We start from the raw sequence: 26,271 nt of genomic DNA, 5'->3' as shown, positions 1-26,271 counted from the left end.
TTTCCCACTTGGGGCTTGGATCGCCGGGAAGGTCATACCGGGGGGGCGTGGCCGGTCGCAATCAATGTGCCCCCCATTTTCAAACGATTAGTTGAGCGCGCCAGAGCTCGGATGTCCAAGCCGCGCGCAAAGTCAGAACATCCGGGCAGGGTGCCTTTCCCCTGTATGCACCATACCGAGGGGGGCGTGGTGGCCCGAATGATGTGCCCCTCTACCTCCTCCCTGTTGGGGCTGGGCGCGTGGGTGATGCCGCGCGCCCAGACTTGCTTGGGGGTGGTGCAATGAATTCTGATGCCGATATGGGTTTGACTGGTCTCGGGGACCGCCTCTATGCGCTTTGGGCTACGGGGTTTACCCGCCGCTGGCATATGAACCCGGCGATGTCATGTTTCGATGACTACAACTGCGGACATCAGGGGCGCTGCGCCCAGCTGGTGATCACTCTGTTTCCCGATCATTCGATTGCACTGCTGCGCGCGGCTGTCACGCATGATGCTGCCGAAAGCCGCGTCGGTGATCTGTCGCGCCCATTCAAGGAATGTGGTGGCGATCTTGTTGTCGCCCATGCCGCACTAGAGACGCAGGTGTTGCGTGCGATGGGGTTCGATGAACATTTGACGCTGGATGACGCGGACTGCCTGCAGCTGGTCGATTATCTCGATGCGTTTTTGTTTGTGCAGCTGCGCAACCCTTTGGAGGCGACCCGTAACGGCTGGCCTGCCGCGCGTGAATGGCTGCTGTGGCGGTCTTGCGATCTTGGTTGTCGGGACGCTGTGGCGGGCATTCTCGACGCATCGCAAGTGGGTGATTTCACATGAATAAAATGGGGGACTGCAATGACAGCGCGTCGCCATACTAATTTGACCATTCGCGGTGTCACTTATCGTGACGCAGACCATGCTGCCGCTAAATTGAAGGTTCATCCCGTTAACGTGCGTGCCCATGCCCGTGCGGGCACATTGCACCGGTGTGGTGCTGGCAAAAGCGGTGTGGAACCGATGCCTGTGTGCGTGCGCGGTGTCGATTTTGAAAGTGCTGAAGCGGCGGCGGCGCACTTCGGGCTTCACATCTCTGTTGTCTATCGCAGACTGGCCGCTGGTCGCCCTAACGACATTGGCCGGCCTAACGCGCGCGGCCAGCACATTGCCAAGCCCGTGGTCATCGGTCCGGTTTCATTCCGGTCGATGCGCGATGCAGACCGTGCTTTGGGTTTTGGTAAGGATTACGTTCAGAAGGCCTTTAAGCGCAATTCCCAATCCATGCTTGAACGCGTCTTTGCGGCTGCGATGCAATATGCGGCCACCAGCAAGGGGGCGCGGCAATGACACAACCGGCATCTGACCGCAAGGGCCAGCCGATCGTCATCCGCGGCGTCACCTACCTATCGCAGGCGCAGGCGGCACGTGCCTTGGGTGTGAAGCCTGCGGCGGTCTGCTCGGCGCAGGCGCGGGGGCGGCTCAACAGCGTTGGCCTGCGCCGCGCGCAATCGGTACCCGAACCCAATGAGGTCGCCCCGCTGGTGGCCGTAAAGCCCCCCCCTGTACAGCGGAGACCGATACACAGGGATCTCGCATCTGTGTTCCATCCGCGTTGGTGTTCGCGCGACGATCGCGCGCTGTTGACCGCCAAATCGGCGGGAGATGGCATTGCCGCAATTGCTGATCGGCTGGGCCGTCCCTGCATCGCAATAGAGCAGCGCTGGCACCGCCTGCGAGCAGTCCCGGACATCGTCAAACGCCTTGAGGCATATGGGCTGTCCAATGAACCATATCCCGAACTGGAGGCGGGCGCTCGGTTCGCAAAACCCGTGTCCGGAATTCGGACACGGGCACAATCAATCGACGACGTAGTTTCAGGATCCGATGGGGGGATTGATCATGAGCATTGAGGCGACAAGCTGGGCCTTTAGTCAACGTGGCCTGAAGCCTGCCGTTAAGCTTGTGCTGGTCTTTTTGGCGGACTGCCACAACAAGCACACCAAGCAGTGTGACCCATCGCAGGCGCTGCTTGCAAGTGAGTGTGAGATGTCGCGATCAACTCTGAACCTGCATCTAAAAACGCTTGAAGACGGCGGATATATCCGCCGCGTCCAGCGTTCAAACGCCCGCACGAAGACCCAAAAACGGACGCTTTATGTCTTGGGGTGTGATGAGGAAAAACCACAAGATGTAGATAAACCCGTGTCCGAAAACCGGACACGGAAAAAGCCCAAAGCCGTGTCCGAAAAACAGCCAATCCCGTGTCCGAAAAATGGCCAATCCCGTGTCCGGACGGTCGGACACGAACCTGAAGGGAACCAGAAAAGAACAGCGCGCGCGAGAAATGCTGCGCCATTCTTCACCGCCGATGAGCGCACCGAAGCCAAGCAAATCGCCGATCACATTCGCGGTGGTGGTCGCATCAACGCTGCAGCTGTTGGCGACAGGGTTCGCCGCTGTATCGCAGCTTTGGAATTGCTCTCGACCGATGAAATGACCACGCACGCATTGCGTGTCGCCGAAACGTAGATTTGCTGAGAAGGGGAAAGCGCTGATGGATAGCACGCAACAGGCCGATGGCGAGAAGCGCGTCGATATGATTTTGATCCAACCGTTGCAGCGGCGTGGTCTGGCAAAGCCGGGAAGCCTGACCAAGCTTCAATTCGATGAAATGGTCAAAGACCTTTGCGCCCGGCTGGCCTACATGACCGAGCCAAACCTTATGGCGCTCGAAGAGCAGGCGGCATCCAATCCCGCTGGCAAAGACCGTGACCGGTTTCCAATTGCCAATCGCATCCTGGAATGGGCGGGCCAGATCCAGCCGCCCAGCGATGAGGCATCGCCATTGATCCGGGCCGTGTTTGCCGCGCAGTTGGGCGCTGATGCGTTGGTCGGCGGTTGGGCACCTGAGCTGCTGGCCGAACTCAAGAAATCGCGCCGTTGGCCGAACGCCTATGTGATCACCCAGATCAAGCAGGCGGCCGGCGACAGCGTGACCCGTTTGACCCGCTGCGATGAGGCGCTGGCGCGCGGCGATGCGCTTTCGTCTGATGTGTCTGGCTGGCGCGCCCGTCGCCTTGCTGCGCTGCGCAAATGCCGCGACATCGCAGCTCTAGGGCAATCAGGTGGGGTGGACGCATGATGGCGGTGCAAGGCATGCGCCCGACTGCGGCGACCGGTGCGCGTCAATCCATTGATATCTGGGGCCTGATCGTCTGGGCATTTCAGCGCGAGGCCGCGCAACTGGATTTGCAGCATGTTGGCCTCGGTGGTGATTGGTTGCAGGGTTTTGGCTATACCAGCATGACCGCGATCATTGCCGAGCATGAAAAGCTGGGGTGCCGTGTTGATGGTGGCGGCCGCTCTGATCCGCATCCCGACGCTGATCTCGTGGCTTCGGCGCTTTCGGTTTTGCCTGAAGGCTGCGGTGGCCAGAAGATGGCATTGACCATCGTTGAACATGCCCGCGCAAACACCATGCCTGATTGGCGGGTTGAGACATCCATCAAGCCGCGTGATTGGTTTATCAACCGTCACGGGGAGACAGCCAAGACCGCCGATGCTGCGGCGCTGGGTGTGACAGGCTGGCCTGCGCAGCAGCGGGTCAATCGCAAGGGTGTGCGTGTGTCCGACGCGGTACGCTATTGCCCTGTGATTGTGCAGGGCAGTGCGGCTGTTGTCGCGGCGCGCCGTCGCCATTGGTTGCTGTTCCGCGCGGCACTGCTGGAACTGCGCACCACATTCCAGTTTGCGAATGATCTGACCTCATGGGTTGTGAGTGATCAACTCCCACCGCTGCGCCCTTGGTTTGTTCAGTAATGCCTTTGCGCGGCCCTGTGCGGGGTGCTGCATGGCCGTGCTGGGTGGCTTGCTTTTCGTGTGGTGTCAAAAATAGTTGTTGACGAAATCCTAGCCCCCTTGCTAAACAGCCAGCAACATAACTGCGCCCGATTGGAAATTCCGGTCGGGCGCTTTGCGTTTGATCATCTGAAAATCAACGGAGTGCATCATGCACCAGGCGGGGGAAAGCCCCGCACCAAATTGGGAGCGCCCTTATGGTTCGCCTCACTGCAGCGCAGCCGCGTCTGAGTTCGGCAAAGCCGCGCCTTGCCGCGCCGCTGCAATCAGATGCGGATCGCTCGCGGTCGCGTGACCGCAGCCAAGGCTGGCGCGCTTGGTACAAGACCGCGCGCTGGCAAAAGCTTCGCCTGAAGGTTCTGAAGCGCGACGGCTACGTTTGCCAACAAACGGCCGTGCTGCTGGTCGGCGCATACCCTGCCGATGACAGCGCGGTCGTCGACCACAAGGTGCCGCATCGCGGTGACCCGAAACTGTTCTGGGACATCGACAACCTGCAATCAGTGTCAAAAGCCTATCACGACAGCACAAAGCAAAGTTTAGAACGGCGCGGCCTCGCATAGGGGGGTAGGGCAAAAGTCAGAAACCCTGATTTCCCTAGACCCGCGCCCAGCAACGCGGAGATTTTTTTCGACATGAGTGATATTTTGACGACTGACCTTTTTGGGGACGCTGTCACGCTGCCCTCGGGGCGTCGTGGAAGGCCTGCTCATAAATGGTCAAAAAGTTCTGCCGACAAGGTGATCTTGGGGCTGGCGATGGGCATGACCACGGATGAGATTGCAAACGGTCTGGGGATTACCTCGCCTACTTTACGCAAGTATTATTTTTCCGAGTTGAAGCGCCGCGACATGCAGCGTGACCGGTTCGAATTGTGGCGGGTGCACCAGCTGGCCGAGTTAGCGAATGAAGGCAATGTTTCTGCGCTCAAGGAATTGGGCAAACTGATGGTCAACCGCGACCGTGCAAAGGCGATTGCCGAACTTGGCGATGGGGATGATTTGCCCAAAGCGCCGCGCATTGGCGTGAAGCAACAAAGAGTTCAGGCCGCCGACGATGCGGCGACGAGCAGCGGCTGGGGTGAACTCTTGCCAGCGAAGATGACTCACTGATGGCGGCACCTGTTCGCACCTCAGATTGGTCAACGGCGGTTCCAGATTGGGAACAGCGGATCGTGCGCGGCGAAAGCCTGGTCCCGACACTGCCTTTGTTCGACGCGGTCGCCGAAAAGGCGCTTGTGATCTTCAAACGGATGCGGATCCCTGATCTTGAGGGGTGTCCCACGTTTGGTGAGGTTTGCGAAGACTGGGTGTTTGATCTGGTGCGCACAATTTTCGGGTCATATGATCCGGTGTTGAAAAAGCGCATGCTGCGCGAGTTCTTCTTGCTGGTCCCAAAGAAAAACGGAAAATCTGCGATTGCCGCAGGGATCATCATGACCGCGACGATCATGAACACCCGGCCACAGGCGGAGTTGTTCCTGATCGCACCGACGCAAAAGATTGCGAGTATTTCGTTCAAGACCTGCAAGGGTATCATCGCCCTTGACCCTGTATTGCGCGATACGTTTCACGTGCAGCCGCATCTCAAAATGATCACGCTGATCAACACCGAAGCGACAATCGCAATTGTGTCAGCTGACGGCGATCTGGTGACCGGGTCGAAAGCATCGTTCATCCTGATCGATGAGCTGCATGTCTTGGGCGCAAAGCCAAAGGCAGACGAGATTATGACCGAGCTGCGCGGTGGATTGGCATCGCGCCCCGAAGGCTTCTTGCTGACGATCACGACGCAGTCGAAGAAAGAACCGCAAGGTCAGTTCAAGCGCGAATTGATGCGGGCCCGCGCGGTACGCGATGGCACAGAGCAGCTGCCTGTCCTGGCGGTGCTTTATGAACTGCCACCGCAGATGACCAAAAATGAGGCTTGGCGCAACGAGGAAACCTGGGGCCTGATCAATCCGAACCTCGATGTGTCGGTGTCGCTCGACTATCTGCGCGACGAATTCAAAAAGGCGGTCGCGGATGGGGCCGATGCGATGGCGCTGTTCGCCTCGCAACACCTGAATGTTGAAATTGGCATCGGGCTGCACAGCCAGCGATGGCTTGCCGCTGATTATTGGGCGGGCTGCACGGATGAGGCTCTTGATCTGGCCGCAATTCTGGACCGTTGCGAAGTCGCGGTTTTGGGGGGCGATATGGGCGGCGCGGATGACCTTGCATCGCTGAATGTCTTGGGGCGCGAAAAGGTAACAGGGCGGCGTCTGACTTGGGCAAAAGCATGGTGCAGCCCGGATGTGTTGGACCGTCGCAAAGAGATCGCACCGAAGTTGCTGGATCTCGCGGAAACGGGCGACCTGATTATCGAAGCGGATACGGGCGCGCATGTTGATGGCATGGTCGCGCTCTGTGTCCAGGTGCGCGATGCGGGGCTGCTGCCTTCGGAAAGCGCGATCGGCCTCGACCCTTGGGGCGTGGCTGGTCTGGTTGATGCGCTTCTCTTGGAAGGTTTCACAATCGAGCAGATCGCAGCCGTGGGGCAGGGGTTCAAATTGAATGGGGCTATCAAAGGTATCGAGCGCCGATTGATGGACAAAACATTGCTGCATGCGGGGCAACCGATGATGACCTGGTGTGTTGGGAATGCAAAAGCGGAAGCGCGGGGCAACAACGTCATGATTACCAAAGAACGGGCAGGGGTATCGAAGATTGATCCGCTGATTGCTCTCTTCAATGCGACAATCCTGATGGATATGAATCCGCAGTCCAACTTTGTCGATGTTGGCTCGTTCCTGGCAAATCCGGTGATGGTCGCATGAGGCGGTTTATCAAAGCAGCCGTTCGCGGCGTTCGTGCTGAAATCGCAGCTGGCGATAGCGGCTGGATGAGCATGACCCAGCAGCAGGCGCTTAATGTGCTTGGTGCGGTATCGAAGTCCGGACAGAACGTAAATCAGCAGTCGGTGCTGCAGCTGTCGGCGGTTTGGGCATGTGTGGCGCGGACATCGGGATTGATCGGTTCATTGCCCGGCGCGCTTTATGAGCGTCAGGCAGATGGTGGTCGCAAGAAGGTCGTCAACGATCTTTCCCGCATTCTCGCGGCGCAACCAAATCCGGGGCAAACGGGTTTCGAGTTTTGGGAAGGCAATACTGCGCAAATCCTGCTGCAGGGTAATGGTTACAATGAAAAGCTGATGATCGGGGGGCGGCTTGTGGGCCTGCGCCCATTGTTCAATGCCAAGCGCCGGATCAAGCGCGACGGCAAGGTCGTTTTTGAGGTGCGCGAAAATGGCCGGCTGCGCACTTTGGCAGCCGATCAGGTGTTTCACATTCCGGGTTTTGGTGCGGGTGACGGCGATGGATTGTCGGCGGTGCGCTATGGTGTGCAGTCGCTGGGTTCAGCCCTGTCAGCGGATGAAGCTGCTGGCACGGTCTTTGCCAATGGCTTGACCGTTGGCGGGGTTATCCAATCAGATCAGACATTGTCATCGGAACAGCGCGCAGATTTGCAGACCCTTCTTTCGACGTTCATCGGATCGAAGAAAGCAGGCAAGACGCTCACGCTTGAAGCTGGGCTGAAATACCAACAGATCAGCATGAACCCCGAAGACGCCCAGTTGCTTGAAACGCGGCGTTTCCAAGTCGACGATATTTGCCGCTGGTTTGGCACGCCGCCGATTGTCATCGGCCATGCATCCGAAGGCACGACGATGTGGGGCAGCGGCGTTGAATCGATCATGCTGGCGTGGCGCACGATGGGGATCAACCCGCTGCTGCGGCGGATCGAGGCACGGATCAACCGTGACCTGATCCCGGCCAATAAGCGCGATGTCTGGTACTGGGAATGGAACCGCGACGCGATGATGCAGATGGACAGCAAAGCGAAGTCCGAATTCCTGTCCAAGATGGTTTCTGTCGGCATCATCAGCCGCGACGAGGCCCGTGTGAAACTCAACGAAGAGCGGCGCGGTGGCGCGGCTGATGAACTCATGGCCCAGACCGCAATGGCTGGTTTGGAACAACTTATCACGAAAGCGAGCGAAACATGACTTTGCGCAAACTACCAGCCGCTGACATTGGTGCAAAACCCGGTGTGCGTTCGGATATTAGCCAGCAAGCCCTGTCGCGCTGGACGCCTGACTTGCTGGCATCAACTGAAACCGAGAACACGATCTCAATTCTTGATGTGATCGGGCAGGATTTTTGGGGCGACGGGATCACAGCCAAGCGCATCGCGGCGCAGCTGCGTGCCATCGGCGACAACCCGGTGACGGTCACAATCAATTCGCCGGGCGGCGACGTGTTTGAAGGTCTCGCGATCTACAATTTGCTGCGCGAACACCCGGCAGCGGTCACGGTCAAAGTGATCGGGCTTGCGGCAAGCGCGGCGTCATTCATCGCGATGGCCGGCGATGAAATCCAAATCGCCAAATCCGGGTTCTTTATGATCCACAATTCATGGGTCATCGCGATGGGTGACCAGCATGCGCTGCGCGAGGTGGCAGATTGGCTGGCGCCGTTCGATGGATCAATGGCCGAAATCTACGCCGATCGCAGCGGCCAAGACGTCAAGAGCTTGACCGACATGATGGACAAAGAAACCTGGATCGGTGGCAAGGATGCTGTTGATCTTGGCTTTGCTGACGATTTTCTGCCGCGCGACCAGGTGAGCGTGTCTCACGACGAAGATGCTACGGCATCGGCACAGCGCGCAGAGCGCATGTTCGATGTCATGGCTGCCCGCGCGGGCGTTACGAAATCTGCTGGGCGGGATCTGCTCGCCAGCTTGAAAGGGGGCAAGTCTGGCGCTGCCCCATCCGGCATGTCTGGCGCTGCCGAAATCGACGCAGGGGTCGCCGACCTTCTTGCGCAAGTTAAATCACTCAAAGGATAATCCAATGAAAAAGACGATGATGACGGCGGCGCTTTCAGTGCCCGCCTTGATGGCGCATGCCGCAAACACTCCTGACGGCCTGCTGCAAGCACCGCGCGCTGATGCGGGCGGTGTGTCTGCGCAGTTGACGGAAGTTGGTGCGAGCATCAAGGCATTGCGTGAAGATGTCATGCCAAAAGCCGAAGAGGCGCTCAAACTTGCTGCCAAAGGCGAAAAGCTGACGGATGAGTTGAAGGCATCAATCGATAAGGTGCTAGCTGATTACAACGCGGCATCTGGCGAACAAAAGAAGCTACAAGGCCAGATTGAAGCGCTTGAAACCGCAAACCTCGATCTGGCGCAGGCGATTGCCGGTTCCGGTCGTGGTAAGTCGGATCGGGTGTCTGCTGGCCGCGAAATGGCTGAAAGCGATGCGTTCAAAGCGCATATTGCAGGTGGTGCACAAGGCCAGTTCAAATATGACCCGAAAGCCGCGATCACGTCTGTGTCCGGGGATGCGGGCGGTCTGATCTGGTCTGAACGCGACAAGACGCCGGTGAATTTGCCGCGTCGTCAATTGTTCATCCGGAACCTGCTGAATGTGGTGCCAACCGGATCCAACGCTGTTGATTATTCCAAGCAGGTCTTGCGGACCAACAATGCGGCAATGACTGCCGAGGGCGCGGCGCTTCCTGAATCGGATTACGGCTGGGAAATCGCGCAGGCAAGCGTCAAGAAAATTGGCCATCACATCAATGTCAGCGAAGAAGCATTGGCTGATAGCGACCAGCTTGCGGGCGAAATCGATGGTGAACTGGCCTATGGCACCGACTTGGCAGAAGAAGCGCAAACGCTCAGCGGCGACGGTACGGGTCAAAACCTGTCGGGCTTGATCACCGAAGCAACTGCGTTTTCTGCTGCGGCCGGCCTTCCAAACACGGATCGCATCGAGCGCCTGCGCCTTGCCATTTTGCAGGTAACTTTGGCTGACTATGCGGCTGACGGCATTGTCCTGAACCCGACAGATTGGGCCGCAATTGAATTGATGCGCGAAACTGCGGGCGGCGCGTTCTTGTTTGGTGTTCCTGGCACAGCGGCTTCACCTGCGTTGTGGCGCCTGCCCGTTGTCGAAAGCAACACCATGACCGCAGGGGAATGGCTGGTCGGGTCAATGTATATGGCGGCCAAGCTTTATGATCGCCAGCAAAACGAGATCCTGATTTCGACCGAGCACGATCAGAACTTCGTCACTGGCATGGTCACTGTGAAATCGACAAAGCGCCTCGCGCTGGCCGTCACACGCCCAACGTCGTTGGTGACTGGCGACTTCACCTTCGCATAAGCGCGGCGCTGACGTGACATTGCCGGGCGGCCTGTTGCTTCCCGGCAAATTCAAATGACCAATGGCAAGGGGCCAATTATGTTTATCAAAATGCTTCGCAGCCAAAGCTGCGTCTCGGGAACATACCGCTGCGGTGTGATCTACGAAATCGACGAAAAGAAGCACCTTCAAAAGCGGGACGCGGATAACCTGCTGGAACGCAAGTTTGCTGAAAAGATCAGCAAAAAGGCACTGGCTGAAATCAACGCCAAGGGCCACGAGGTTGTAGCTTCGGCTGCAACGATTGCGGCTGAAAAGGAAGCTGCTGACAAGGCCTCTGCTGACAAGGTTGCCGCCGACCAAGCTGCCGCTGACGAGGCCGTAGCTGACAAGGCTGCCGCCGATAAAGCCGCAGCTGACAAGGACGGCAAATAAGATGGCCAGCGCCGTTAATCTCGCGGATATCAAGGCCCACTTGCGGGTGGACCATGCCGATGAAGACACCGTCATCGGTCGGTATCTATCAGCGGCGCAGGCCTATGTCTCACGGTATCTGCGTCGTGATCTGGACACTGAGTTTCCAGACGGATGGCCGTTCGAAGCAGATCAAGCTGTGCGACTGCTGACGTGCCACTGGTACGAACACCGCGAACCAACAGCCGATGGCGGGGCTGGTTCAGCGCTGCCGCACGCCGTGAAGGATCTGCTGTCGGGCCTGCGTTGCTTGGCATGAACGCCGCGCCGCCGATTAACCGTCAAGAGGTGCAACCATGAATGACCACCGCGCAGGATCACTCGACCGGCGCATTCAATTTCGCCGCGCAGCATTGGTCGATGATGGATTTCAAGAGGTCGAAGCGTTTGCAGATCATGGTGGCCCGGTGTGGGCCAGCAAGAAAGATGTCTCTGACGGTGAACGGATGAGTGCGGGCAATGTATCAGCCTCGCTGACCGCGCGCTTTGTTGTTCGGTCATCGGCCTTCACGCGCGATCTGACCGCCAAGGACAGGCTTGTTTATCGCGGTGTCGCGTTTGAGATTTTCGGGATCAAAGAGATCGGGCGTAATGACCGATTGGAGATCACCGCAGGTGCGGAGGTGAGCAATGGCAACGGTTAAGCTTGAAGGTTTTAGCGAACTTGAGCGTGAGCTGGCGAAACTGACAAAATCCGCGGGCAAGGGGGTATTGCGTCGGTCACTCAAGATTGCCGCTACACCGATGAAGGATCTGATGCAAGACCTAGCGCCACGCGGCGACACGGCGACAGATGAGCTGGCAGATTCTGTAACTATCGGATCGAAGTTGTCGAAGCGGCAGGCCGGATTGCACCGCAAGATGTTTCGCGATGACCGCGCGGCGGTGGAGATGTTTGTCGGGCCGGGGCCAGATCCCGCTGCTTGGAACCAAGAATTTGGCAACGTGAACCACGGCGCACAGCCGTTTGCACGCCCCGCCTTTGACGCTGAAGTGAAGCCAACTTTGGATCGGCTGGGACGTCATCTTTGGGATGAGTTTGAAAAATCACGCAAGCGTGCCGCACGTAAAGCAGCCAAGGGGTAAGCCGACATGGAAGAACAATTGCGCGCGCTGCTGTTGAACGACGGCGGGATTTCAAGCCATGTCGCGAACCGCGTCAACTTTGGCACACACCCGCAAGGCCAGCCATTTCCTGCTGTCGTGTTGACCACGATCAGCGACAGCGAAGGGTACACGCTGCAAGGGCCAAACGGCGTCAGTGAGGCGCGCGTGCAGGTCGATTGCTATGCGGACAGCTACGGCGCTGCAAAACTATTGTCGCGCGCTGTGCGGTCGCTCTTGAGCGGCTATCAGAACGGCGCGTTTCAGGGCGTCTTTCTCGCGGGATCGCGGGACAGCCGTGAGGGCGGATCAAATGATGCGGAACGGCCCTACCGCACTTCAATGGACTTTATGGTCCAATTCACAAACACTTAGGAGGCTCTCATGAGCGAACAGATTATTGCATATGGCGCGACCGTAGAGCGCTCTACTGACGGCGTAGCTTGGGATACAATCCCGGAATGCAAGGGCGTCGCAATCCCAATTGTTGAAACGGAATATCAGGAAGCAACCTCGCTGGACAGCCCGAACGGGTTTAAAGAATACGTCAAAGGCTTGAAGGACGCTGGCGTGATTAGCGTGCCTGCTGGCTACACTGCCGCCGGCTATGAACAGCAGCTGGCCGATCAGGCCGCACCTGCCGCGATCTATTACCGCTGCACGCTTAAACCGCAGCCGTCACAATCAACTGGCGACAAGTTCGAGTTTCGCGGGTTTCCGACCCCATCCCTCGAAGCCAATGATGTCGGCGCGTTGATTGGTATGGCCATCAGCATCCGCACAACGGGCGATGTGACCTGGACGAAAGGCACTGCGGCTTAATGAACAGCAAACGCGGCGGCGTGACGCTTTTGGTCGACGGCACGAACTACGACGTGCGCGTCACCACAAACGCGATGGTTCGCTATCAAGACCATTCGGGGGAGTCGTTTCTGGATGGAATCGCCGCGTTGCAGACCAGCCAGAGCGACGTGCGCCGTATGCGCAATCTGTTCTGGGCTGGTGTCTCGCACATCGAAGACATGACGCCAGAGAAGGCAGGCGATCTGATGGATGAAGTTGGGTTTGCAGTAGCGCTTGAGAAGGTGTCTGAAGCTGCCGCGCTTGCATTCCCGCAGCCCAGTGATGGGGATGCGGTGGGAAACGGGAGAGCGGCGAAAGCCGCCAAGCCGAAAAAACCGACTACATAGATAATCTTCTTGGCGCGTGGATTGATGCGCGCCAAGAGTACCTGCTGTTTTGGGAACTCACACCAGCCGAGGTCATTCGGATTGTCACTGCGGTCCGTGCCCGCGACAAACAGGACCATGAGGCGGCGCGCATCCGCAACTATGAGCTGTCAAACCTGTTCATCTTTGCGCAGCACGACCCAAAGAAGATGCCGAAGTATCAAGCTGTTTCTGCCAAGTCTGAGCTAGTTTCAGATGAGGCGCAGCAAGCAAGAGCACGCGGGGCATTTATTGCGTTGGCGTTGCGATCGAAGGGTTAGCGGGAAGTCACGAAGACGTTCACTTCATAGTCGCCACCTGCGTACTTGGCGACGCCGCTCACACTGCTCCTTACGGTCGCGCCAAATCCGTTTTGGCTGTCAACAAATCCATCGACAATGATCGAACATTGATCCTTGCTATAAAGCGTAATTGCGCCATTCGCATCTTCAAAAGTAGCTGTGGCGGGTGATCGAAGTTGTTCAGCCGCAACTGTTTTCAAGGCGCTGTACAGCGATCTCTTACTGCAATCACCGTTGTAGACATAGCCCCAGGCTCCAACTGCAACCAAACCCAACACGCCCACAGTTACGAATTTCCACACAGCGTTTCTCCAAAAAGTTCAAGCTTTGCACGCTAGGGCTGTTTTGCTGAATCTACAAGGAACTTACGATATGACATCATCAGTTATCGGCAGCCTTCGCGTTAATCTTGGGCTTGATAGTGCCCAGTTCCAGCGTGGCCTCAGCCGGACAAATCGAGACCTTAACGTTGCGCGAAAGCGGTTTCTTGCGTTCGCAGGTGTGGCTGCGACGGTAGGCACAGCTATGGCGGGCATCACTGTTTCGGCGTCCAAGACGGCAACAGAGATTACACGGCTGGCACAGGTCGCGAACACGACGCCTCGGTCTTTCCAGCTGTGGGCAGTCGGTGCGAAAACAGTAGGTATTGAGCAGGAAAAGCTCTCGGACATTCTTAAGGATGTGAATGACCGCGTTGGCGACTTTCTAACGACCGGCGGCGGTCCGATGGCTGACTTCTTTGAGAACGTTGCGCCCAAAGTCGGAATCACAGCCGATGCGTTTCGCAATCTATCGGGTCCGCAGTCATTGCAGCTCTTTATTAGCAGCCTTGAAAAGGCCAATCTCTCACAGGCCGAAATGACCTTCTATATGGAGGCAATGGCCAGTGACAGCACGTTGTTGCTGCCGTTGCTTCGCGACAACGCCACTGAAATGAACCGCCTTGCTGGCAGTGCGGACGCGCTTGGTTCTGTGATGGATGACAGCACCGTTGTGTCGTTGCATCGCGCAGACATGGCGATGAACGAAGCAAAAGAAACAATGGTGGCGCTCCGAAATCGGATCGCTGGTTCGCTTGCGCCTGCGTTGGAGGGTGCCGCAACCGGGTTTGTCTCATTGGTCGAGGGCGTGCAGGGGTTAGAGCTTGCCAAGTCAAATGCGGCGCGTGCTATCGATAACGTGACATTGGCAATGGGTGATGAAATTACCCAAGCGAACGCGCTATTTACCTTGATGGGCACTGGCACCACGATGACACAGTCTGCCGCGTTGGCTACGTTGTCGGAAGCCGAAGCACACCTTCGCGCGGCGGACGCCAAACGGGAAGAAGCCAATGCGGTAATTGCTCTGCAGATGGCAGAGGCGCAGTACGATTACAGAGACCAGCAGGCCAAATTGCGTAACATCCGTGCGGGCACAGATGCGTATGAGGAGCAAGAGGCAGTAACTGTCGAGATCTTGCAGCACATGCAGGAGCTACGTACGATTCAAAGTACGCTCAACAGCAACTATGATGAAGCTGCCCAAACTGTGGCGCGCATTCGCGAGGCGATTGCAAATGCCGTTGACGGCATGGTCACATTTGATGGCGAGGTTATCACAGCGACTGATCTCACAGAGCGCCTCGCGGTACTTACCGAGGGCATAAATTTCTCTGAAGCTGAAGCGAGTGCCGCACGTCTTGCTGCGGCGTTGGGGATTTCAGTTGAACTTGCGGCGCGCATGAATGCGCTGGGTCAGCAGCAAGCGCCGGTCGGCGCGGGCGGCGGTCGTGGCGGTGATCCGCGCGAATTTGGCGGTGACTTCCTTTCATGGAACACGCGCGATGTGGACGCTTGGTTGGCGCGCCTAAATAGCGGATCGGGCGGTGGTGCTTCACGAGTAAAGTCCACAACGGACGCCTTGCGGCAGCAAATTAGCGTGCTCGAAGATGCAGCCGATCCGATGCGCGAATACACACGCGGGATGGCGGAACTGGATGCGCTCAAGCTGGCTGGCCTGTCTGACGGTGCATATGCGCTTGCGGTGGAAGGTTTGGCGGAAGAGTTGCGCGCCGCGCAGGGTGCGACCAGTGCATTCACCGAGACTTTCCAAGAGGGATTTGAGAACGCTTTGAACTACACGCTGGACGGCTTTAAGGATGGGTTTTCTGGCCTGCTCGATATCGTCAAAAACACAATCAAACAGGCGATCAAATTTGCAATCTCTAACCCTATCAAGTTGGCGCTCGGTATCGGTGGGGGTGGGATCGCTGGTGCTACTGGCGGATTGGGCGGAGATCTGTTTTCCGGCCTGATGGGCAGCATGGGCGGGTCCGGTGGCATCATGGGCGCGCTGACAGGCGGTGGGGGCCTTGCTGCTGGGTTTAGCGGGCTTGCGGGTGGTAGTGGCCTCATGGGTGGGCTTGGCAATACATTAGCCGGCACGTTCGGGGCGGGCGGCGGCATTGGCGGCTTGTTCCGTAGCATTGGCGGCGGTGCGGGTCTGATGTCCAGCATTGGCGCGGCCTTGCCGGTGATCGGCATTGCCGCAGCAGCGGTGTCGTTCTTCAAGACAAAGACCAAACTGTTAGACAGCGGCATTCGCGCGACCATCGACATGGAAGGCGCCATGTTCGAGAGTTTTGAGAAGATCCAGAAAAGCAAGTTCTGGGGGCTGTCGAAAAAGACCAGCTACAAATATAGCGCATTGTCCGAAGGGGAAAGCAATCCGCTCAATGATGCGGTGCGCGGCGTGCAGGATGGGGTGGTTTCCGCAACCGAGGCACTTGGTATTTCGTCGGATGTGTTTGACGGCTTTACGCACCAATTCAAGGTCTCGCTGAAAGGTCTCGACGAAGCGGCCAAAGAAGCTGCAATCGCCGACGCGCTTGAAGGCCTTGGCGACAGAATGGCCGCGCAGATTGATGGGCTGGACGAATTCACAATGATGGGCGAGGGCGCCTATACGGCGCTGACGCGGTTATCAACGGCACTGGTGACGGTGAACGATGTATTTCGCGACCTTGGATTCAATGCCTACAATGTGTCGCTGGCTGGCGCCGATGCTGCAGCATATTTCGCGGATCTGTTTGGGTCGCTCGAAAACTTCGGCACAGCAACGACTGCCTATTACGATCAGTTCTATACCGATGAAGAGAAGCTCGCCAACGCCACGGCGCGCTTGACTGAAAGCCTTGCAGGGCTGGGCGTGGATTTTGTCCCTAATACCAACGCAGCGTTCCGCGAAATGGTTGAGACCGCGATGCAGGGTGGTGACACCGATCTCGCGGCAAGCCTGATCCAATTGGCACCGGTGTTCGACAGCGTCACTGATGCGGCGCTTGCATTGGAAAGCGCTGCGTTGGAAATGCGCGGCGCATATCAATTGGATGCATCAGGATATGCCACAGCGTTTGATGCAAAGATCGCCTATGAGGCCGCGAACCAAGGCAAGATTTCGCAAGACCTGATCACAGCGCAGAACATTGAATTGCGCCGACAGTCCGACCTTTTGGAAAAGATGCAAAAGGAACTGGTCAAGCAATCCAATGCTGCCGCCGACAGCAATTTTCAAAGCAGCTTGGGATAACTATGCAAGTCATTAAGCCTGTCGATTTCACGCTCACTAGCATCAGCGAGCTGGAAGATGATGCGCCCGTTTGGGACATCGGAACCACTTATGATTTTGGCGATTCCGTCATGCAGGATGGGCTTGTCTACGTTTCATCGATTGACAGCAATCTGGGGCTTGATCCGTCGCTCGAACAGCAAGAATTGACGGGTGTTCGCTGGGTGCTGCGGGGTGCCACCAACATTCGCAAGTTCATGGACGCATCGCCATCAACCAAGACAACTGGCACGGATCCACTTGTCATTGAGGTAACGGCGTCCGAGCGGTTCACGGCCATTGCTATGTTCGGATTGGTGGCATCGGAAACGACCGTTGAGATCATCACCGGGCCGACAACCACCGAGGTTGCGACGATCTTTACCGGTGCAGAGCCGGTCAATAACTGGTGGGATTGGCTGAACACAACCTTCTATGCCAGCACAGACCGGCTTGTCTTGACGGGTCTGTCCGGATTTTCGGGGTCAATCATTCGGATCACCATCAATGGCGATGCGCCTGCACTGGGTGAGCTGGTCGTGGGGCGGGTTGTTCGCATTGGAACATCACTGATGGATGGCGCCACAAAGCTGCGCCGTCGCACGTTCACGAAGATCGAAACAAATGACTTTGGCGATGTGACTGTCACACGCCGGGCGATTGCGCGCGATGTCACCTATGCGATTGCCGCAGAGCGCGCTGGATTTGGCGCAAAGGCGCAGTTCCTCGACAGCGTTGATGGGTTGCGCGTTGTGACTTTTGCCGCAGTCGGATGGGAGCAGTTCATCAACTACGGCTTCATCACTGATTGGGAGCTGCCAGCAGAGCTCCCCAATAACTTCATGTTTGAAATCACAACACAGGGGGTCAGCTAATGCCCAGCACGCCGATCGTTAACTTTGATGCAGGTCGCATCCCGGATGTAGCGGATGAGACAAATTTTCATGCCGACGCGACCTATGTGTTTGAACACATGGCCTCCGACATTATTCCGGGCATCAACGCCAACCTGGATTGGATGAATGCAGCGCTGGCAGGTGCAGAGACGCTTGTCGACGCTGTCGCGGATTTGCAAGAGCTGTTGGGCGATGCGCCGGTTACTGATGATACCGATCCGGACGGCGGTGACTTTGACACCGGTGCGCTCATCGAAAGCGGCAACCACACGATCACCGGCGACTGGGTTAATGGCCCGTTGGCGTCTGGTGCCTCAACTGGATATTCCGCCACGGTGCAAGTTGTGAAGCGCGCATATAGCGGCGGAGCCAGCATCACGCAAATTGTCAGCATTAGCGGCTCCGCAGTTGAGATCTATACGCGCACCGGGACCGGGGATCCGCTGGTGTTCACCGATTGGGTGGCGCAAGTGCATGCCGAAACAAAGGCTCAGTCGGCCAACCTGACCGCCTTCCTCGCCGCTTTGACGTTGCCGACCGCTGACAGCGACGAAGACAAGGTCTTGGCCACAGACGGCGCGGGTGGAATTTCGTTTCGTCGGGCCAACGTTTACGATGAATTTACTTTTGACCACGCCATAGATGGCGCGGCTTCGACCGTCGAATTTCTGGACCTTGGCGATTACAGGTTCATTGAGTACGACATCACTGTAGACACAAACGCAGATGGGGGTTTCGATATCCAGGTGTCCCACAACAATGGCACAAGTTGGCGAACAACTGGTTATGTCGGCGGGATTGTCGACGGTGTATCGTCGTCGTCTGTCACTGGCAGTTTTGGCGTTATCCGCACGAGTTCGGACTATGCCAGCGGAAGTGGTCGATTGTTCAACTTTAATGACGCGGCGCAATACACCGCTCATAGCAGCATCGCTGGGTCTGACAGCAGCCGCACCTCATCTGCGGGCGGGCGGTACGACACCAAGGAAGCCCACGATGCTATCCGGTTCGTGTTTCCTGGAACGTCCCAAAACGGCAACATCACTGTGCGGGGGTATCGCTAATGAAAGTCGTCATTCGCAAGAACGCGGGCAAGGTTGCCAAAGAGCGTGTTGATCTAACCAAACAGGATGTCGCGGATCGCACGTTGCCACCAGCGCAACTGATTGAACGGATCGAAGCTGAACGCGACCGCCGTATGGAAGCGCTTGTATCAACGTATAAGCGCCCAGAACGCGAAACGTGGCCTGTGCAGGTTAGTGAGGCCACGGCATACAAGGCCGACAACATGGCACCCACGCCTATGCTGGCAAGCCTTGCTGGTGCGCGCGGGTTCACCGTTGACCAGATGGCCGACCGTGTTTTGACTCTCAATGCGGCGTTTGCGGCGGCAACGGGTGTAATCATGGGTGCCGCTACGATCCTGACCAACTCCGACCCAATCCCCGCCGATTTTGCAGACGATGTGCACTGGCCATGAACATGCAAGCTGACACCCGCCTGATCGGGTTTGTGCCAGTGTTTGGGCTGATGTTGCTTGGACCCGCCATCGCCCTGGTCTACGTGGTCTATTCCTTGGGCTACTGGATGGATCGCAAGCTGGGGCACCTGCTGTGGTGGTGGTATGTCGCCTCGCCCTATCTGGTGTTTTTCGCGGTGCTCAACACGCTGCACAACTGGACCGTTTGCACGGTTCTTTTCCGCGAATGGCCGCGCGAGTTTTTCACGACATCCCGATTGAAACGGCACAAGACATCCCCTGACGTATGGCGGCGCGAGCTGGCCGATATGCTGGGCGGTTTTCTCAATTCTCAGGACGGGGGGCATTATTGATGCCAAGTGGTTTGACACTCAACACATTGTTTGGCGTTGGCGTGAGTTCGGCGTCGATGGCCATGTTTGGTGATGTGTTTCCAGATACCGTGATGCAATCGGCGGTCTATGGCGGCTTGGGTGGCATGGCACGCTGGGTCGGGTCCAGTCGCGTCAAATGGACCTCAAACCTGTCGTGGGTGCCACTGGGCGTCTTACTGGCCGTTGGTTTGGACACATTGGGCGGCCCGCTGATCGCTACCTACCTCAACAGCGAAGGCGACGACAGCTTCCTGCGTGAGGTGCTGTCTGGCGATAAGGCCACGCGCGGCATCGCCTTTGCCATAGGCCTGTTTGGCACGATGATTATTGGGCGGTTTGTTGACGAGAAGGATGCAAACAATGGAAGTGCTTAAGATCCGCAAAGCGACGGAAACGCCGGGCGAAACGATGTGGCAAACGGGCAGGGTGGGCTTGTTCATGGCCCTGCTCATCTTTGTTCTTTGGCCGGCAATCGCGCGAACCGTTGAAAAGCGACAAGACCTGAGCGACAGCGTCATTGCCGATTTTCAGTTTGTTGCCGATGCGAGCGATTGGCACGTGCTTTATCGTGCCGTCGCTGCCCGCCCCGTGCATGCGCATTTTACGCTGCAAACGCGCACAACAGATGACCAGGTCGTCTGCTCATACCGATCGACAAAGAGCTACCCCTACAGCCCGAACCTCTCTGTTCGAAAGCCTTGGTCGTGGGATAGCTGGGCAGAAAGCAGCGATCCGCTTTCATGTGGCCGGCCAAGTGCGCCGTTTCGCATCTGCCTTCGTTATGACGGGGTTACGCGGCTTGGCAATGCGTTTGATACCCCGTTCACCTGCAAAGATTTCACGCAAACAACAAGCGAGGTTCCGCTATGAACATCTGGAAGGGCAAAGCGAAGCGGCTTGATGACATCGACCTGCCGCGCATCGGTGCGACCATCGGCGTGGGTGAAGACGAAATTCACGCGGTGCTGGATGTTGAGGCGTCGGGGTCGGGCTTTGACGCGAAGGGGCGGCTCAAGGCGCTGTTTGAGCCGCATATCTTTTACCGCCAATTGGGAGAGGGGGCCAAGCGTGACGCGGCTGTTGCCCAGGGGCTTGCCTATCGCCGGTGGGGTGAAAAGCGCTACCCGCGCGACAGCTATCCGCGCATCGAAGCCGCAATCGTGATCGACCGTGACGCGGCCCTGCGGTCGACCTCTTGGGGCTTGCCGCAAATGATGGGGTTCAACGCGGGGCTGGCAGGGTTCGCCAGTGCCGAAGCGATGGTGAAAGCCTTTGCGGCCGACGAAGAGGCGCAGCTGGCGGGCATGGTGATGTTCATCGTCAATGCGGGCCTTGATGACGAACTGCGGTCGCACGACTGGCGCGGCTTTGCGCGCGGTTACAACGGTCCAGGCTATGCCCGGTACGGGTATCACACAAAGCTTGAAGCGGCATTCAAGAATTGGGCGCGCATCCGTGACACGCCTTATCCGGCATGAACCGCCTGTCACTGATCCTCGCGGCCATTGTGGCCCTTGGTGGCGTTTTCGCGGGTGGCCAGCTGCTGGGCGACAAACGCGGCTATGCGCGGGCACAGGGTGAATATGCCGTTGCCTATGCAGAAGCCGAGGCAGCCGCAGCGGAACAACAAAAGGCCCTGATGCGGGCCGTCGAAAGGGTGGCCGAAAATGCCGAACAGGAACGCAATGCGATGCAATCGCGGCTTACTGCTGCTGACGATAGCGTTGAGCGGCTGCGCCAAACCATACGTGACGCCAACGCCCGTGCAGATCCCGGCGCCCCCGGCGAGCTTGATGCAGCCCGCGCCCGATCCCTCCTTGCCGAATGCACAGGAAAATATCGAGACATGGCACACCGCGCTGACAAGCTCCGCGCCACAGTCATAGGGCTGCAAGATTACGTGCGGGCGTTGGGGCAGGGCGCAGTGACGCCGTAGCTGCCCCGAAATCCGATCGATAACCAATGCCAAATCCGCCTTCGGGCGGGGGTGGCCAATTACGACCACCACGCAGCCTGATTGGAACCCAGCTGCGCCGACATCCCAAACAGAATATGCCGCCCGACTCTCGCGAGAGTGCGGCCCTGATATTCTGGAATCTACAACCATGACAATGACTAAAGTGTCACCCGCTGCACCTATAGCTGCGTGGCTTGGCGGCAAGAAGGCCCTAAATCAAAAGATCATCGAAGTAATCGATGCAATTCCGCACCAAACCTATGTCGAGCCATTCGTGGGCATGGGTGGTGTGTTCTTGCGCCGTCAGTGGCGTCCGCGCCTTGAGGTCATGAATGATCTGAACGGCGAAATCACAAATCTGTTTCGCATCCTGCAGCGCCATTACCCCCAGTTTATGGAGGTAATGCGGTTTCAGATTGCGTCCCGGCGCGAATTTGAGCGGCTGCGCCTATGTGATCCCGCAACGCTGACGGATCTAGAGCGCGCCGCACGTTTTCTGTTTCTGCAGCGATTGGCGTTTGGCGGGCAGGTGGGTGGCGTCTTTGGCGTGTCCAAGGACACGTCGCCACGGTTCAGCCTGACAAAGCTGGAACCGCTGCTTGACGCCGCGCATTCGCGCCTTGACGGCGTCGTGTTCGAGAACCTGGACTGGGCTGACGTGCTGGCCCGCTATGACAGCCCATCGGCGCTGTTCTACCTCGACCCGCCATATTGGGGCGGTGAAGACGACTATGGCAAAGGCATGTTTGACCGCAATCAATTCGCCCTGATCGCCGATGCGCTCGGCGCGATCGAAGGCGCGTTCGTGCTATCAATCAACGACCGGCCCGAAGTGCGCGACCTGTTCGCCGCATTCAATTTCCGCGAGGTGTCATTGAAGTACACCGTTGCAGCGTGTGCTGCAAAGCAAGCGCGCGAGCTGATTATCACTAATCGGGATGTGAAGACCGGGCTGCTATGACCTGAACCCTGCGCGCCAATAATCGGCACGCGGTTTATTTGTGTTTGGAGAAAGGGCGAAATGCGGACTTTCGCTGCGACCCGTACCAACGGCAGCTGTGCGCAGGTATCTGTCGGTCGTGTTCCCAAATACATTCCTGAATGTCCGTAAAGGGCCAGTAGCATCTTTCGACACGAAGCGCGGGACAGCGGTCATTCGCTGCACATGTGAGCAACCGCAGCTACTTCTTCGCCTTTACGATGGTGAAGTCCGAGAGGTTCACTCCGAACACCTTCTTGAAGGAGTCATTCGCCCAGCCACCAAACACTTCTTGATCGTAGTTATCCGACATCCAACTAAAATCTAACTTGAAGGAACCGTCGCGCAAAATCCATTGCTCGGTCAGCTCGTAAACCGCCATCGACCCATAAAAGCGCTCAAAAGTCTGCTTAACCGCTTTGTCTGATCTATTTGGCCATTTGCGCGGGTACACGCCATCTTTGTCTTTCCCATCGCTGAATAGCGAAAGGTGACGCAGCCATATTTCTTCAACGTCAGCAACGCTCGGATGGCCTGCCATGTATGCGCCCGGCCAACAGAAGAAATGGGGGTTCTCGTATTTGTCGGCACACATAGAGATGTAGTGTGAAAGGAATACTCGTATGGTTAAATTTGTAGGTTCAAACTCAAATGTCCGGTGCTCCTCCATGAGTTTTTGGACGCTTGGATAATCCTCAATCCACCTTACAACTTCTTCTAACGCAGCCATCGGGTGATCGTATCCTTTCGCCAAGCACAACTCCTCAGACACTTCAACGTATTCTTCGAGGGATAGATCCTTAATAGCAGCTTTAAGATGTGGTGCGGTTTTGATAGCAAAACAGAATTCAGCAAATCGTATGCCGACATCTACTTGGCCAATGAGGTTTTCGAAGGGGCCTACTTTGAATGGTATTCCGCGCGTCGGATTTATTGCAAGGTCGCATACCAAAAGAAACAGAGAGACGATTGGATCGGACAGGGACGATGGCCAACATGTATCAGTCAGTTTCAGAAAGCTTTCAAACGCCTCGACATATATACCTGACAGATAACCTTCTGTCCGCGCCTCCTCACATGTCATCGGTTCAGTACGGGAACGGCTCAGGAAATCCAGCTGAATGAAATGAGCTTGCCCTTCGTAAATCGCTTGGAGGCCCACATATGGAAGATGAATATTCGACCCCTTTTTGAAGCCTTCAAAGCCTTCGTCATATAGCCGCAAGGTCTCGTCGCCTAACTGTTCAATACTCTGAAGAAATTCAAAATCGGGATCGATTGCATCTGAAATCAAGCCGATCAGCATTCCATAAACAATACTGTAGGTATAGCCGATATCTTCAAAATGGTTTTGCTCTATCATCCATTTTATGGCTTCCCGTGGGCGAAACGCGTAGGATTTATAATAGAAAACATCGAGCGCATTATTTACTGCAAAATTTGCGGGCGCGAGTTTTTCCTGTGCATCCCACCCCTCTTCCTGCAGAATTTGATCCGACCACCGTTTCAGGGGTTTGATTGGCCCGAATTTTTCCAAACACTCTCGAAGTTCGCCCATGGCCGAATGGCATTGCGAAAAATAGCTCAGACTTAGTAGTAACCCCGATGTTGAACCTACATGCTGCCACCAATGCATGGTTTCATGTAAGTAGGTGGAGTAAGCCTTTATGGCCTCCCACGGCACGGGACCATCATCAAAGGCATTGGCTTCAAACTTTTCCAAGTACTCATGATTGATCGGACTGAGACGCAAGACGAAGCGGGTAGTCTCATATACGCCATGATACTTAGTCGTTGCAGCGAAGCTCAATGGCACCTCAAACTGATCCAATTGTGGATATGGCAAATTGTGTAGGGGCTCCGAAGGCTTCGAGGGGTCGTCCGACATGATTTTTCCTGATTCGTCCGCAATTGTAGATTTTGCGCCTTTAGACGGGAATGTCACGAAAGTCTGTAAGCTGCCATTCACTGTGCACCCTTTGAAGGGCGGCTTTGGGTTGTTTGAGACGATCGATACTGCGAAGGAGGGCCGGACCTTCTTTGCGACAGCCATAAAGCGCTCCGGAGGAAGCGAATGCAGACATCTGTTTTTTCTGCCATGGCAACGCTTGACGTAGCAATGACTTTTCGGTGTGTCTTCACTATTGCCACCCTAATTACCCAAAGAGCACTTGTGAGTTGACGAACACACCTGCCTTTCGAAAATTTTAAGACAAAGTCGTTGGGTTCCCGACGAGATCACCTTATGCATTGTATTAATGCAGTCGGTGAACCTTGGTCCCATCAAAATGTCATCTGATAATTATCTCCGGAACGTCCTAACTCGCGAGCAAGTGGACACCGGCTCGTTTTCTCCGGTGCGCTCTATCGCCACCACGCTTACACCGATGCTCAACTCGTGGGGCAATGGTTACCTTCTTGCCATTGAGCCAAGTGGATCGTTCGCAAAAGGCACGGCAAACAAGAGCAGTACAGATATTGATCTCTTTCTGACTTTGTCGAGTAGTACACCCGACACACTGGCACAGATACGAAGCTCGCTCGGGAACTGCCTCAATCATTATGGTTATCAGTATCGAGATCAAAATGTTTCTCTTGGTGTCAAAGTGGCCGGCTATCAAGTTGATTTGGTACCTGGTAAACGCCAGAGCCAATATGGTAGCGATCACAGTCTTTACCGAAAAAAGGCAAACACTTGGACGAAAACTAATATTCAAACCCATATCAAATTGGTCCGAGATAGCCGCCGTACAGAAGAAATCCGGGTTGTTAAACTTTGGCGCGATCAATGGGACTTGAGCTTCCCTTCAATCTACCTTGAACTTGCTACCCTAAGTGCATTGCATGGAAAACCAATTGGACGACTGTCTGAAAACGTCGCGGATGTACTGAGGTTCTTATCAGGTAGACTAACCACCACACGTATTGTTGATCCGGCAAACACAAACAATGTGATATCTGACGACCTACCAATCTCGGGCAAGCATGCGGTTGCCACCGCGGCACGGAGAGCATTGAGCGGTAGCTGGGAGAGCTTGATACGATGAGTGAATGGTCGCTGCCCAAGCTGTTCGCCAGCTTACATCGCAAAATCGATACGGAGCTGAGCGTAGCTCGCGAAGCTCTCAACCACCCAGGGACTAAAGGCGACACCTCAGAGGCGATATGGATTGGCTTGCTGCGACAGTACCTTCCAGAGCGTTACCGCGTGTGCAGCGCGCATATCGTCGACAGTGAAGGCGTTTTTAGCGACCAAATTGATATTGTCATTTTTGACCGGCAATATTCGCCGTTCGTTTTCGATTTTCTCGGCGCAAAAGTGATCCCAGCGGAAAGCGTGTACGCTGTTTTTGAAGCGAAGCAATCTATCAATGCAGCGATGATCGACTACGCGAGAGGCAAGGTGGCGACGGTTAGATCGCTCAGTAGAACCAGTATGCCTATCCCCACAGCAAACGGTCCTGTCGCAGCCGTACCGCCGAAGCACATTCTTGGAGGGCTGGTTACGCTGGAGAGTGATTGGAAAAGTCCACCGCTTGGTGATGCCCTTCAAGAAAAACTGGATGGCGATCGGAGCGTTTTGAAAAGATTGGATCTGGGCTGCATAGCAGCGCACGGAGTCTTCACATTCGTTGATGAAGCTACTGCCCATAAGCGCATCGAATCGTCGTCGGCAACGACAAGATTCCTCTTTGAATTGATCGCTAGACTGCAATCGCTCGGTACTGTCCCAATGATGGACATCGGTGCCTACAGCAAATGGCTAGATAGTTGATTCAATATTCCATTTCCGTCTTGCAGGCTGCGGCATCCCTGAATGCCATTCAGGTCATGTTTGGGCCATTCTATACAGTCCCGACCGTTCTCCCAAATTGATCAAA

At 56.3% G+C, this 26,271-nt stretch carries 33 protein-coding genes; 31 read left to right on the top strand and 2 right to left on the bottom strand.

What is annotated here, in order from left to right:
* Positions 1–281 precede the first annotated feature (281 nt).
* From BM320_RS07550 to BM320_RS07460, 19 genes are all read left to right on the top strand, one after another.
* The gene (locus tag BM320_RS07550; protein ID WP_131802324.1) at positions 282–818 is read left to right on the top strand and encodes a hypothetical protein; all 537 of its coding nucleotides are present in this window, start codon (positions 282–284) and stop codon (positions 816–818) included.
* Between the two features lie 18 nt (positions 819–836).
* Complete coding sequence (locus tag BM320_RS07545; RefSeq protein WP_131802322.1) at positions 837–1,325, top strand: hypothetical protein; 489 nt, start codon at positions 837–839, stop codon at positions 1,323–1,325.
* Positions 1,322–1,888: a hypothetical protein gene (locus BM320_RS07540; protein WP_090198428.1), complete on the top strand. Its 567-nt coding sequence runs from the start codon at positions 1,322–1,324 to the stop codon at positions 1,886–1,888. The genes BM320_RS07545 and BM320_RS07540 overlap by 4 nt, the downstream gene beginning before the upstream one ends.
* Positions 1,878–2,507: a helix-turn-helix domain-containing protein gene (locus BM320_RS07535; protein WP_165615007.1), complete on the top strand. Its 630-nt coding sequence runs from the start codon at positions 1,878–1,880 to the stop codon at positions 2,505–2,507. Before BM320_RS07540 ends, BM320_RS07535 begins: the two co-directional genes overlap by 11 nt.
* Positions 2,508–2,532: 25 nt before the next feature.
* Positions 2,533–3,120 (top strand): hypothetical protein, encoded by a 588-nt coding sequence (locus BM320_RS07530; protein WP_090198421.1) that lies wholly within the window; start codon positions 2,533–2,535, stop codon positions 3,118–3,120.
* On the top strand, positions 3,117–3,797 hold the full coding sequence (locus tag BM320_RS07525; RefSeq protein WP_090198418.1) for a hypothetical protein: 681 nt from the start codon (positions 3,117–3,119) through the stop codon (positions 3,795–3,797). Before BM320_RS07530 ends, BM320_RS07525 begins: the two co-directional genes overlap by 4 nt.
* Positions 3,798–4,033: 236 nt before the next feature.
* Complete coding sequence (locus BM320_RS07520) at positions 4,034–4,399, top strand: HNH endonuclease (RefSeq protein ID WP_090198416.1); 366 nt, start codon at positions 4,034–4,036, stop codon at positions 4,397–4,399.
* A 72-nt stretch (positions 4,400–4,471) separates the two neighbouring features.
* A complete protein-coding gene (locus tag BM320_RS07515) occupies positions 4,472–4,948 on the top strand; it encodes a hypothetical protein (RefSeq protein WP_090198413.1) in 477 nt (158 codons plus the stop codon).
* Positions 4,948–6,654: a terminase large subunit gene (locus tag BM320_RS07510; RefSeq protein ID WP_090198410.1), complete on the top strand. Its 1,707-nt coding sequence runs from the start codon at positions 4,948–4,950 to the stop codon at positions 6,652–6,654. The genes BM320_RS07515 and BM320_RS07510 overlap by 1 nt, the downstream gene beginning before the upstream one ends.
* On the top strand, positions 6,651–7,883 hold the full coding sequence (locus BM320_RS07505; protein ID WP_090198407.1) for a phage portal protein: 1,233 nt from the start codon (positions 6,651–6,653) through the stop codon (positions 7,881–7,883). Before BM320_RS07510 ends, BM320_RS07505 begins: the two co-directional genes overlap by 4 nt.
* Entirely contained in the window at positions 7,880–8,728 is an 849-nt protein-coding gene (locus BM320_RS07500) for a head maturation protease, ClpP-related (protein WP_090198404.1), read from the top strand. The genes BM320_RS07505 and BM320_RS07500 overlap by 4 nt, the downstream gene beginning before the upstream one ends.
* A 4-nt stretch (positions 8,729–8,732) precedes the next feature.
* Complete coding sequence (locus BM320_RS07495) at positions 8,733–10,049, top strand: phage major capsid protein (protein WP_090198402.1); 1,317 nt, start codon at positions 8,733–8,735, stop codon at positions 10,047–10,049.
* A gap of 78 nt (positions 10,050–10,127) precedes the next feature.
* Entirely contained in the window at positions 10,128–10,463 is a 336-nt protein-coding gene (locus BM320_RS07490; protein WP_131802320.1) for a hypothetical protein, read from the top strand.
* A 1-nt stretch (position 10,464) separates the two neighbouring features.
* A complete protein-coding gene (locus tag BM320_RS07485) occupies positions 10,465–10,761 on the top strand; it encodes a head-tail connector protein (RefSeq protein WP_090198396.1) in 297 nt (98 codons plus the stop codon).
* 37 nt (positions 10,762–10,798) lie between these two features.
* A complete protein-coding gene (locus tag BM320_RS07480) occupies positions 10,799–11,146 on the top strand; it encodes a phage head closure protein (protein ID WP_090198393.1) in 348 nt (115 codons plus the stop codon).
* Complete coding sequence (locus BM320_RS07475) at positions 11,133–11,588, top strand: HK97 gp10 family phage protein (RefSeq protein WP_090198390.1); 456 nt, start codon at positions 11,133–11,135, stop codon at positions 11,586–11,588. Before BM320_RS07480 ends, BM320_RS07475 begins: the two co-directional genes overlap by 14 nt.
* Before the next feature lie 6 nt (positions 11,589–11,594).
* The gene (locus BM320_RS07470; protein WP_090198387.1) at positions 11,595–11,981 is read left to right on the top strand and encodes a DUF3168 domain-containing protein; all 387 of its coding nucleotides are present in this window, start codon (positions 11,595–11,597) and stop codon (positions 11,979–11,981) included.
* A gap of 9 nt (positions 11,982–11,990) precedes the next feature.
* Positions 11,991–12,428 (top strand): phage tail protein, encoded by a 438-nt coding sequence (locus BM320_RS07465; protein WP_090198384.1) that lies wholly within the window; start codon positions 11,991–11,993, stop codon positions 12,426–12,428.
* Positions 12,428–12,796: a hypothetical protein gene (locus BM320_RS07460; protein WP_090198382.1), complete on the top strand. Its 369-nt coding sequence runs from the start codon at positions 12,428–12,430 to the stop codon at positions 12,794–12,796. Before BM320_RS07465 ends, BM320_RS07460 begins: the two co-directional genes overlap by 1 nt.
* A gap of 295 nt (positions 12,797–13,091) precedes the next feature.
* On the opposite strand, the gene BM320_RS07455 is transcribed toward BM320_RS07460, so the two are convergent.
* On the bottom strand, positions 13,092–13,418 hold the full coding sequence (locus BM320_RS07455; RefSeq protein WP_090198379.1) for a hypothetical protein: 327 nt from the start codon (positions 13,416–13,418) through the stop codon (positions 13,092–13,094).
* A 70-nt stretch (positions 13,419–13,488) separates the two neighbouring features.
* Here BM320_RS07455 and BM320_RS07450 point away from each other — a divergent pair, with 70 nt between their 5' ends.
* From BM320_RS07450 to BM320_RS07405, 10 genes are all read left to right on the top strand, one after another.
* The gene (locus BM320_RS07450; RefSeq protein ID WP_131802317.1) at positions 13,489–16,686 is read left to right on the top strand and encodes a hypothetical protein; all 3,198 of its coding nucleotides are present in this window, start codon (positions 13,489–13,491) and stop codon (positions 16,684–16,686) included.
* A gap of 2 nt (positions 16,687–16,688) precedes the next feature.
* Positions 16,689–17,579, top strand: coding sequence for a hypothetical protein (locus tag BM320_RS07445; protein ID WP_090198374.1), 891 nt, complete (start codon positions 16,689–16,691; stop codon positions 17,577–17,579).
* The gene (locus tag BM320_RS07440; protein ID WP_090198371.1) at positions 17,579–18,664 is read left to right on the top strand and encodes a hypothetical protein; all 1,086 of its coding nucleotides are present in this window, start codon (positions 17,579–17,581) and stop codon (positions 18,662–18,664) included. The genes BM320_RS07445 and BM320_RS07440 overlap by 1 nt, the downstream gene beginning before the upstream one ends.
* A complete protein-coding gene (locus BM320_RS07435; protein WP_090198369.1) occupies positions 18,664–19,080 on the top strand; it encodes a hypothetical protein in 417 nt (138 codons plus the stop codon). The genes BM320_RS07440 and BM320_RS07435 overlap by 1 nt, the downstream gene beginning before the upstream one ends.
* Positions 19,077–19,433: a hypothetical protein gene (locus BM320_RS07430; RefSeq protein ID WP_090198367.1), complete on the top strand. Its 357-nt coding sequence runs from the start codon at positions 19,077–19,079 to the stop codon at positions 19,431–19,433. The genes BM320_RS07435 and BM320_RS07430 overlap by 4 nt, the downstream gene beginning before the upstream one ends.
* Positions 19,433–19,828 carry a hypothetical protein gene (locus BM320_RS07425; protein WP_090198365.1) on the top strand — a complete coding sequence of 132 codons (396 nt, stop codon included), beginning with the start codon at positions 19,433–19,435 and terminating at the stop codon, positions 19,826–19,828. Before BM320_RS07430 ends, BM320_RS07425 begins: the two co-directional genes overlap by 1 nt.
* Positions 19,815–20,324: a hypothetical protein gene (locus BM320_RS07420; RefSeq protein ID WP_090198362.1), complete on the top strand. Its 510-nt coding sequence runs from the start codon at positions 19,815–19,817 to the stop codon at positions 20,322–20,324. Before BM320_RS07425 ends, BM320_RS07420 begins: the two co-directional genes overlap by 14 nt.
* The gene (locus BM320_RS07415) at positions 20,321–20,932 is read left to right on the top strand and encodes an N-acetylmuramidase family protein (protein WP_090198359.1); all 612 of its coding nucleotides are present in this window, start codon (positions 20,321–20,323) and stop codon (positions 20,930–20,932) included. Before BM320_RS07420 ends, BM320_RS07415 begins: the two co-directional genes overlap by 4 nt.
* On the top strand, positions 20,929–21,390 hold the full coding sequence (locus BM320_RS07410) for a hypothetical protein (RefSeq protein WP_090198357.1): 462 nt from the start codon (positions 20,929–20,931) through the stop codon (positions 21,388–21,390). The genes BM320_RS07415 and BM320_RS07410 overlap by 4 nt, the downstream gene beginning before the upstream one ends.
* Positions 21,391–21,565: 175 nt before the next feature.
* Positions 21,566–22,372: a DNA adenine methylase gene (locus BM320_RS07405; protein WP_090200462.1), complete on the top strand. Its 807-nt coding sequence runs from the start codon at positions 21,566–21,568 to the stop codon at positions 22,370–22,372.
* Between the two features lie 220 nt (positions 22,373–22,592).
* On the opposite strand, the gene BM320_RS07400 is transcribed toward BM320_RS07405, so the two are convergent.
* Positions 22,593–24,443, bottom strand: coding sequence for a hypothetical protein (locus BM320_RS07400; protein ID WP_131802315.1), 1,851 nt, complete (start codon positions 24,441–24,443; stop codon positions 22,593–22,595).
* Between the two features lie 235 nt (positions 24,444–24,678).
* Between BM320_RS07400 and BM320_RS07390 the strand changes: the two genes are divergently transcribed.
* Complete coding sequence (locus BM320_RS07390; RefSeq protein ID WP_090200460.1) at positions 24,679–25,437, top strand: nucleotidyltransferase family protein; 759 nt, start codon at positions 24,679–24,681, stop codon at positions 25,435–25,437.
* Positions 25,434–26,165 carry a DUF6602 domain-containing protein gene (locus BM320_RS07385; protein WP_090198348.1) on the top strand — a complete coding sequence of 244 codons (732 nt, stop codon included), beginning with the start codon at positions 25,434–25,436 and terminating at the stop codon, positions 26,163–26,165. Before BM320_RS07390 ends, BM320_RS07385 begins: the two co-directional genes overlap by 4 nt.
* Positions 26,166–26,271: the final 106 nt, after the last annotated feature.

The organism is Yoonia tamlensis (assembly GCF_900115105.1).
Lineage (GTDB): Bacteria > Pseudomonadota > Alphaproteobacteria > Rhodobacterales > Rhodobacteraceae > Yoonia > Yoonia tamlensis.
The sequence above is the reverse complement of the archived record's forward strand: the minus strand, read 5'-3'. Positions and strand labels throughout refer to the sequence as shown.

Excerpts from the sequence above, each read along its gene's own strand:
- BM320_RS07470 (WP_090198387.1), top strand. The coding sequence starts at position 11,595 with ATGGAAGAACAATTGCGCGCGCTGCTGTTGAACGACGGCGGGATTTCA.
- BM320_RS07515 (WP_090198413.1), top strand. The coding sequence starts at position 4,472 with ATGAGTGATATTTTGACGACTGACCTTTTTGGGGACGCTGTCACGCTG.
- BM320_RS07480 (WP_090198393.1), top strand. The coding sequence starts at position 10,799 with ATGAATGACCACCGCGCAGGATCACTCGACCGGCGCATTCAATTTCGC.
- BM320_RS07410 (WP_090198357.1), top strand. The coding sequence starts at position 20,929 with ATGAACCGCCTGTCACTGATCCTCGCGGCCATTGTGGCCCTTGGTGGC.
- BM320_RS07550 (WP_131802324.1), top strand. The coding sequence starts at position 282 with ATGAATTCTGATGCCGATATGGGTTTGACTGGTCTCGGGGACCGCCTC.
- BM320_RS07495 (WP_090198402.1), top strand. The coding sequence starts at position 8,733 with ATGAAAAAGACGATGATGACGGCGGCGCTTTCAGTGCCCGCCTTGATG.
- BM320_RS07545 (WP_131802322.1), top strand. The coding sequence starts at position 837 with ATGACAGCGCGTCGCCATACTAATTTGACCATTCGCGGTGTCACTTAT.
- BM320_RS07460 (WP_090198382.1), top strand. The coding sequence starts at position 12,428 with ATGAACAGCAAACGCGGCGGCGTGACGCTTTTGGTCGACGGCACGAAC.
- BM320_RS07525 (WP_090198418.1), top strand. The coding sequence starts at position 3,117 with ATGATGGCGGTGCAAGGCATGCGCCCGACTGCGGCGACCGGTGCGCGT.
- BM320_RS07510 (WP_090198410.1), top strand. The coding sequence starts at position 4,948 with ATGGCGGCACCTGTTCGCACCTCAGATTGGTCAACGGCGGTTCCAGAT.
- BM320_RS07415 (WP_090198359.1), top strand. The coding sequence starts at position 20,321 with ATGAACATCTGGAAGGGCAAAGCGAAGCGGCTTGATGACATCGACCTG.
- BM320_RS07475 (WP_090198390.1), top strand. The coding sequence starts at position 11,133 with ATGGCAACGGTTAAGCTTGAAGGTTTTAGCGAACTTGAGCGTGAGCTG.
- BM320_RS07505 (WP_090198407.1), top strand. The coding sequence starts at position 6,651 with ATGAGGCGGTTTATCAAAGCAGCCGTTCGCGGCGTTCGTGCTGAAATC.
- BM320_RS07535 (WP_165615007.1), top strand. The coding sequence starts at position 1,878 with ATGAGCATTGAGGCGACAAGCTGGGCCTTTAGTCAACGTGGCCTGAAG.
- BM320_RS07390 (WP_090200460.1), top strand. The coding sequence starts at position 24,679 with ATGTCATCTGATAATTATCTCCGGAACGTCCTAACTCGCGAGCAAGTG.
- BM320_RS07530 (WP_090198421.1), top strand. The coding sequence starts at position 2,533 with ATGGATAGCACGCAACAGGCCGATGGCGAGAAGCGCGTCGATATGATT.
- BM320_RS07440 (WP_090198371.1), top strand. The coding sequence starts at position 17,579 with ATGCCCAGCACGCCGATCGTTAACTTTGATGCAGGTCGCATCCCGGAT.
- BM320_RS07465 (WP_090198384.1), top strand. The coding sequence starts at position 11,991 with ATGAGCGAACAGATTATTGCATATGGCGCGACCGTAGAGCGCTCTACT.
- BM320_RS07520 (WP_090198416.1), top strand. The coding sequence starts at position 4,034 with ATGGTTCGCCTCACTGCAGCGCAGCCGCGTCTGAGTTCGGCAAAGCCG.
- BM320_RS07425 (WP_090198365.1), top strand. The coding sequence starts at position 19,433 with ATGCCAAGTGGTTTGACACTCAACACATTGTTTGGCGTTGGCGTGAGT.
- BM320_RS07400 (WP_131802315.1), bottom strand. The coding sequence starts at position 24,443 with ATGGCTGTCGCAAAGAAGGTCCGGCCCTCCTTCGCAGTATCGATCGTC.
- BM320_RS07430 (WP_090198367.1), top strand. The coding sequence starts at position 19,077 with ATGAACATGCAAGCTGACACCCGCCTGATCGGGTTTGTGCCAGTGTTT.
- BM320_RS07540 (WP_090198428.1), top strand. The coding sequence starts at position 1,322 with ATGACACAACCGGCATCTGACCGCAAGGGCCAGCCGATCGTCATCCGC.
- BM320_RS07485 (WP_090198396.1), top strand. The coding sequence starts at position 10,465 with ATGGCCAGCGCCGTTAATCTCGCGGATATCAAGGCCCACTTGCGGGTG.
- BM320_RS07405 (WP_090200462.1), top strand. The coding sequence starts at position 21,566 with ATGACTAAAGTGTCACCCGCTGCACCTATAGCTGCGTGGCTTGGCGGC.
- BM320_RS07500 (WP_090198404.1), top strand. The coding sequence starts at position 7,880 with ATGACTTTGCGCAAACTACCAGCCGCTGACATTGGTGCAAAACCCGGT.
- BM320_RS07490 (WP_131802320.1), top strand. The coding sequence starts at position 10,128 with ATGTTTATCAAAATGCTTCGCAGCCAAAGCTGCGTCTCGGGAACATAC.
- BM320_RS07450 (WP_131802317.1), top strand. The coding sequence starts at position 13,489 with ATGACATCATCAGTTATCGGCAGCCTTCGCGTTAATCTTGGGCTTGAT.
- BM320_RS07385 (WP_090198348.1), top strand. The coding sequence starts at position 25,434 with ATGAGTGAATGGTCGCTGCCCAAGCTGTTCGCCAGCTTACATCGCAAA.
- BM320_RS07420 (WP_090198362.1), top strand. The coding sequence starts at position 19,815 with ATGGAAGTGCTTAAGATCCGCAAAGCGACGGAAACGCCGGGCGAAACG.
- BM320_RS07445 (WP_090198374.1), top strand. The coding sequence starts at position 16,689 with ATGCAAGTCATTAAGCCTGTCGATTTCACGCTCACTAGCATCAGCGAG.
- BM320_RS07435 (WP_090198369.1), top strand. The coding sequence starts at position 18,664 with ATGAAAGTCGTCATTCGCAAGAACGCGGGCAAGGTTGCCAAAGAGCGT.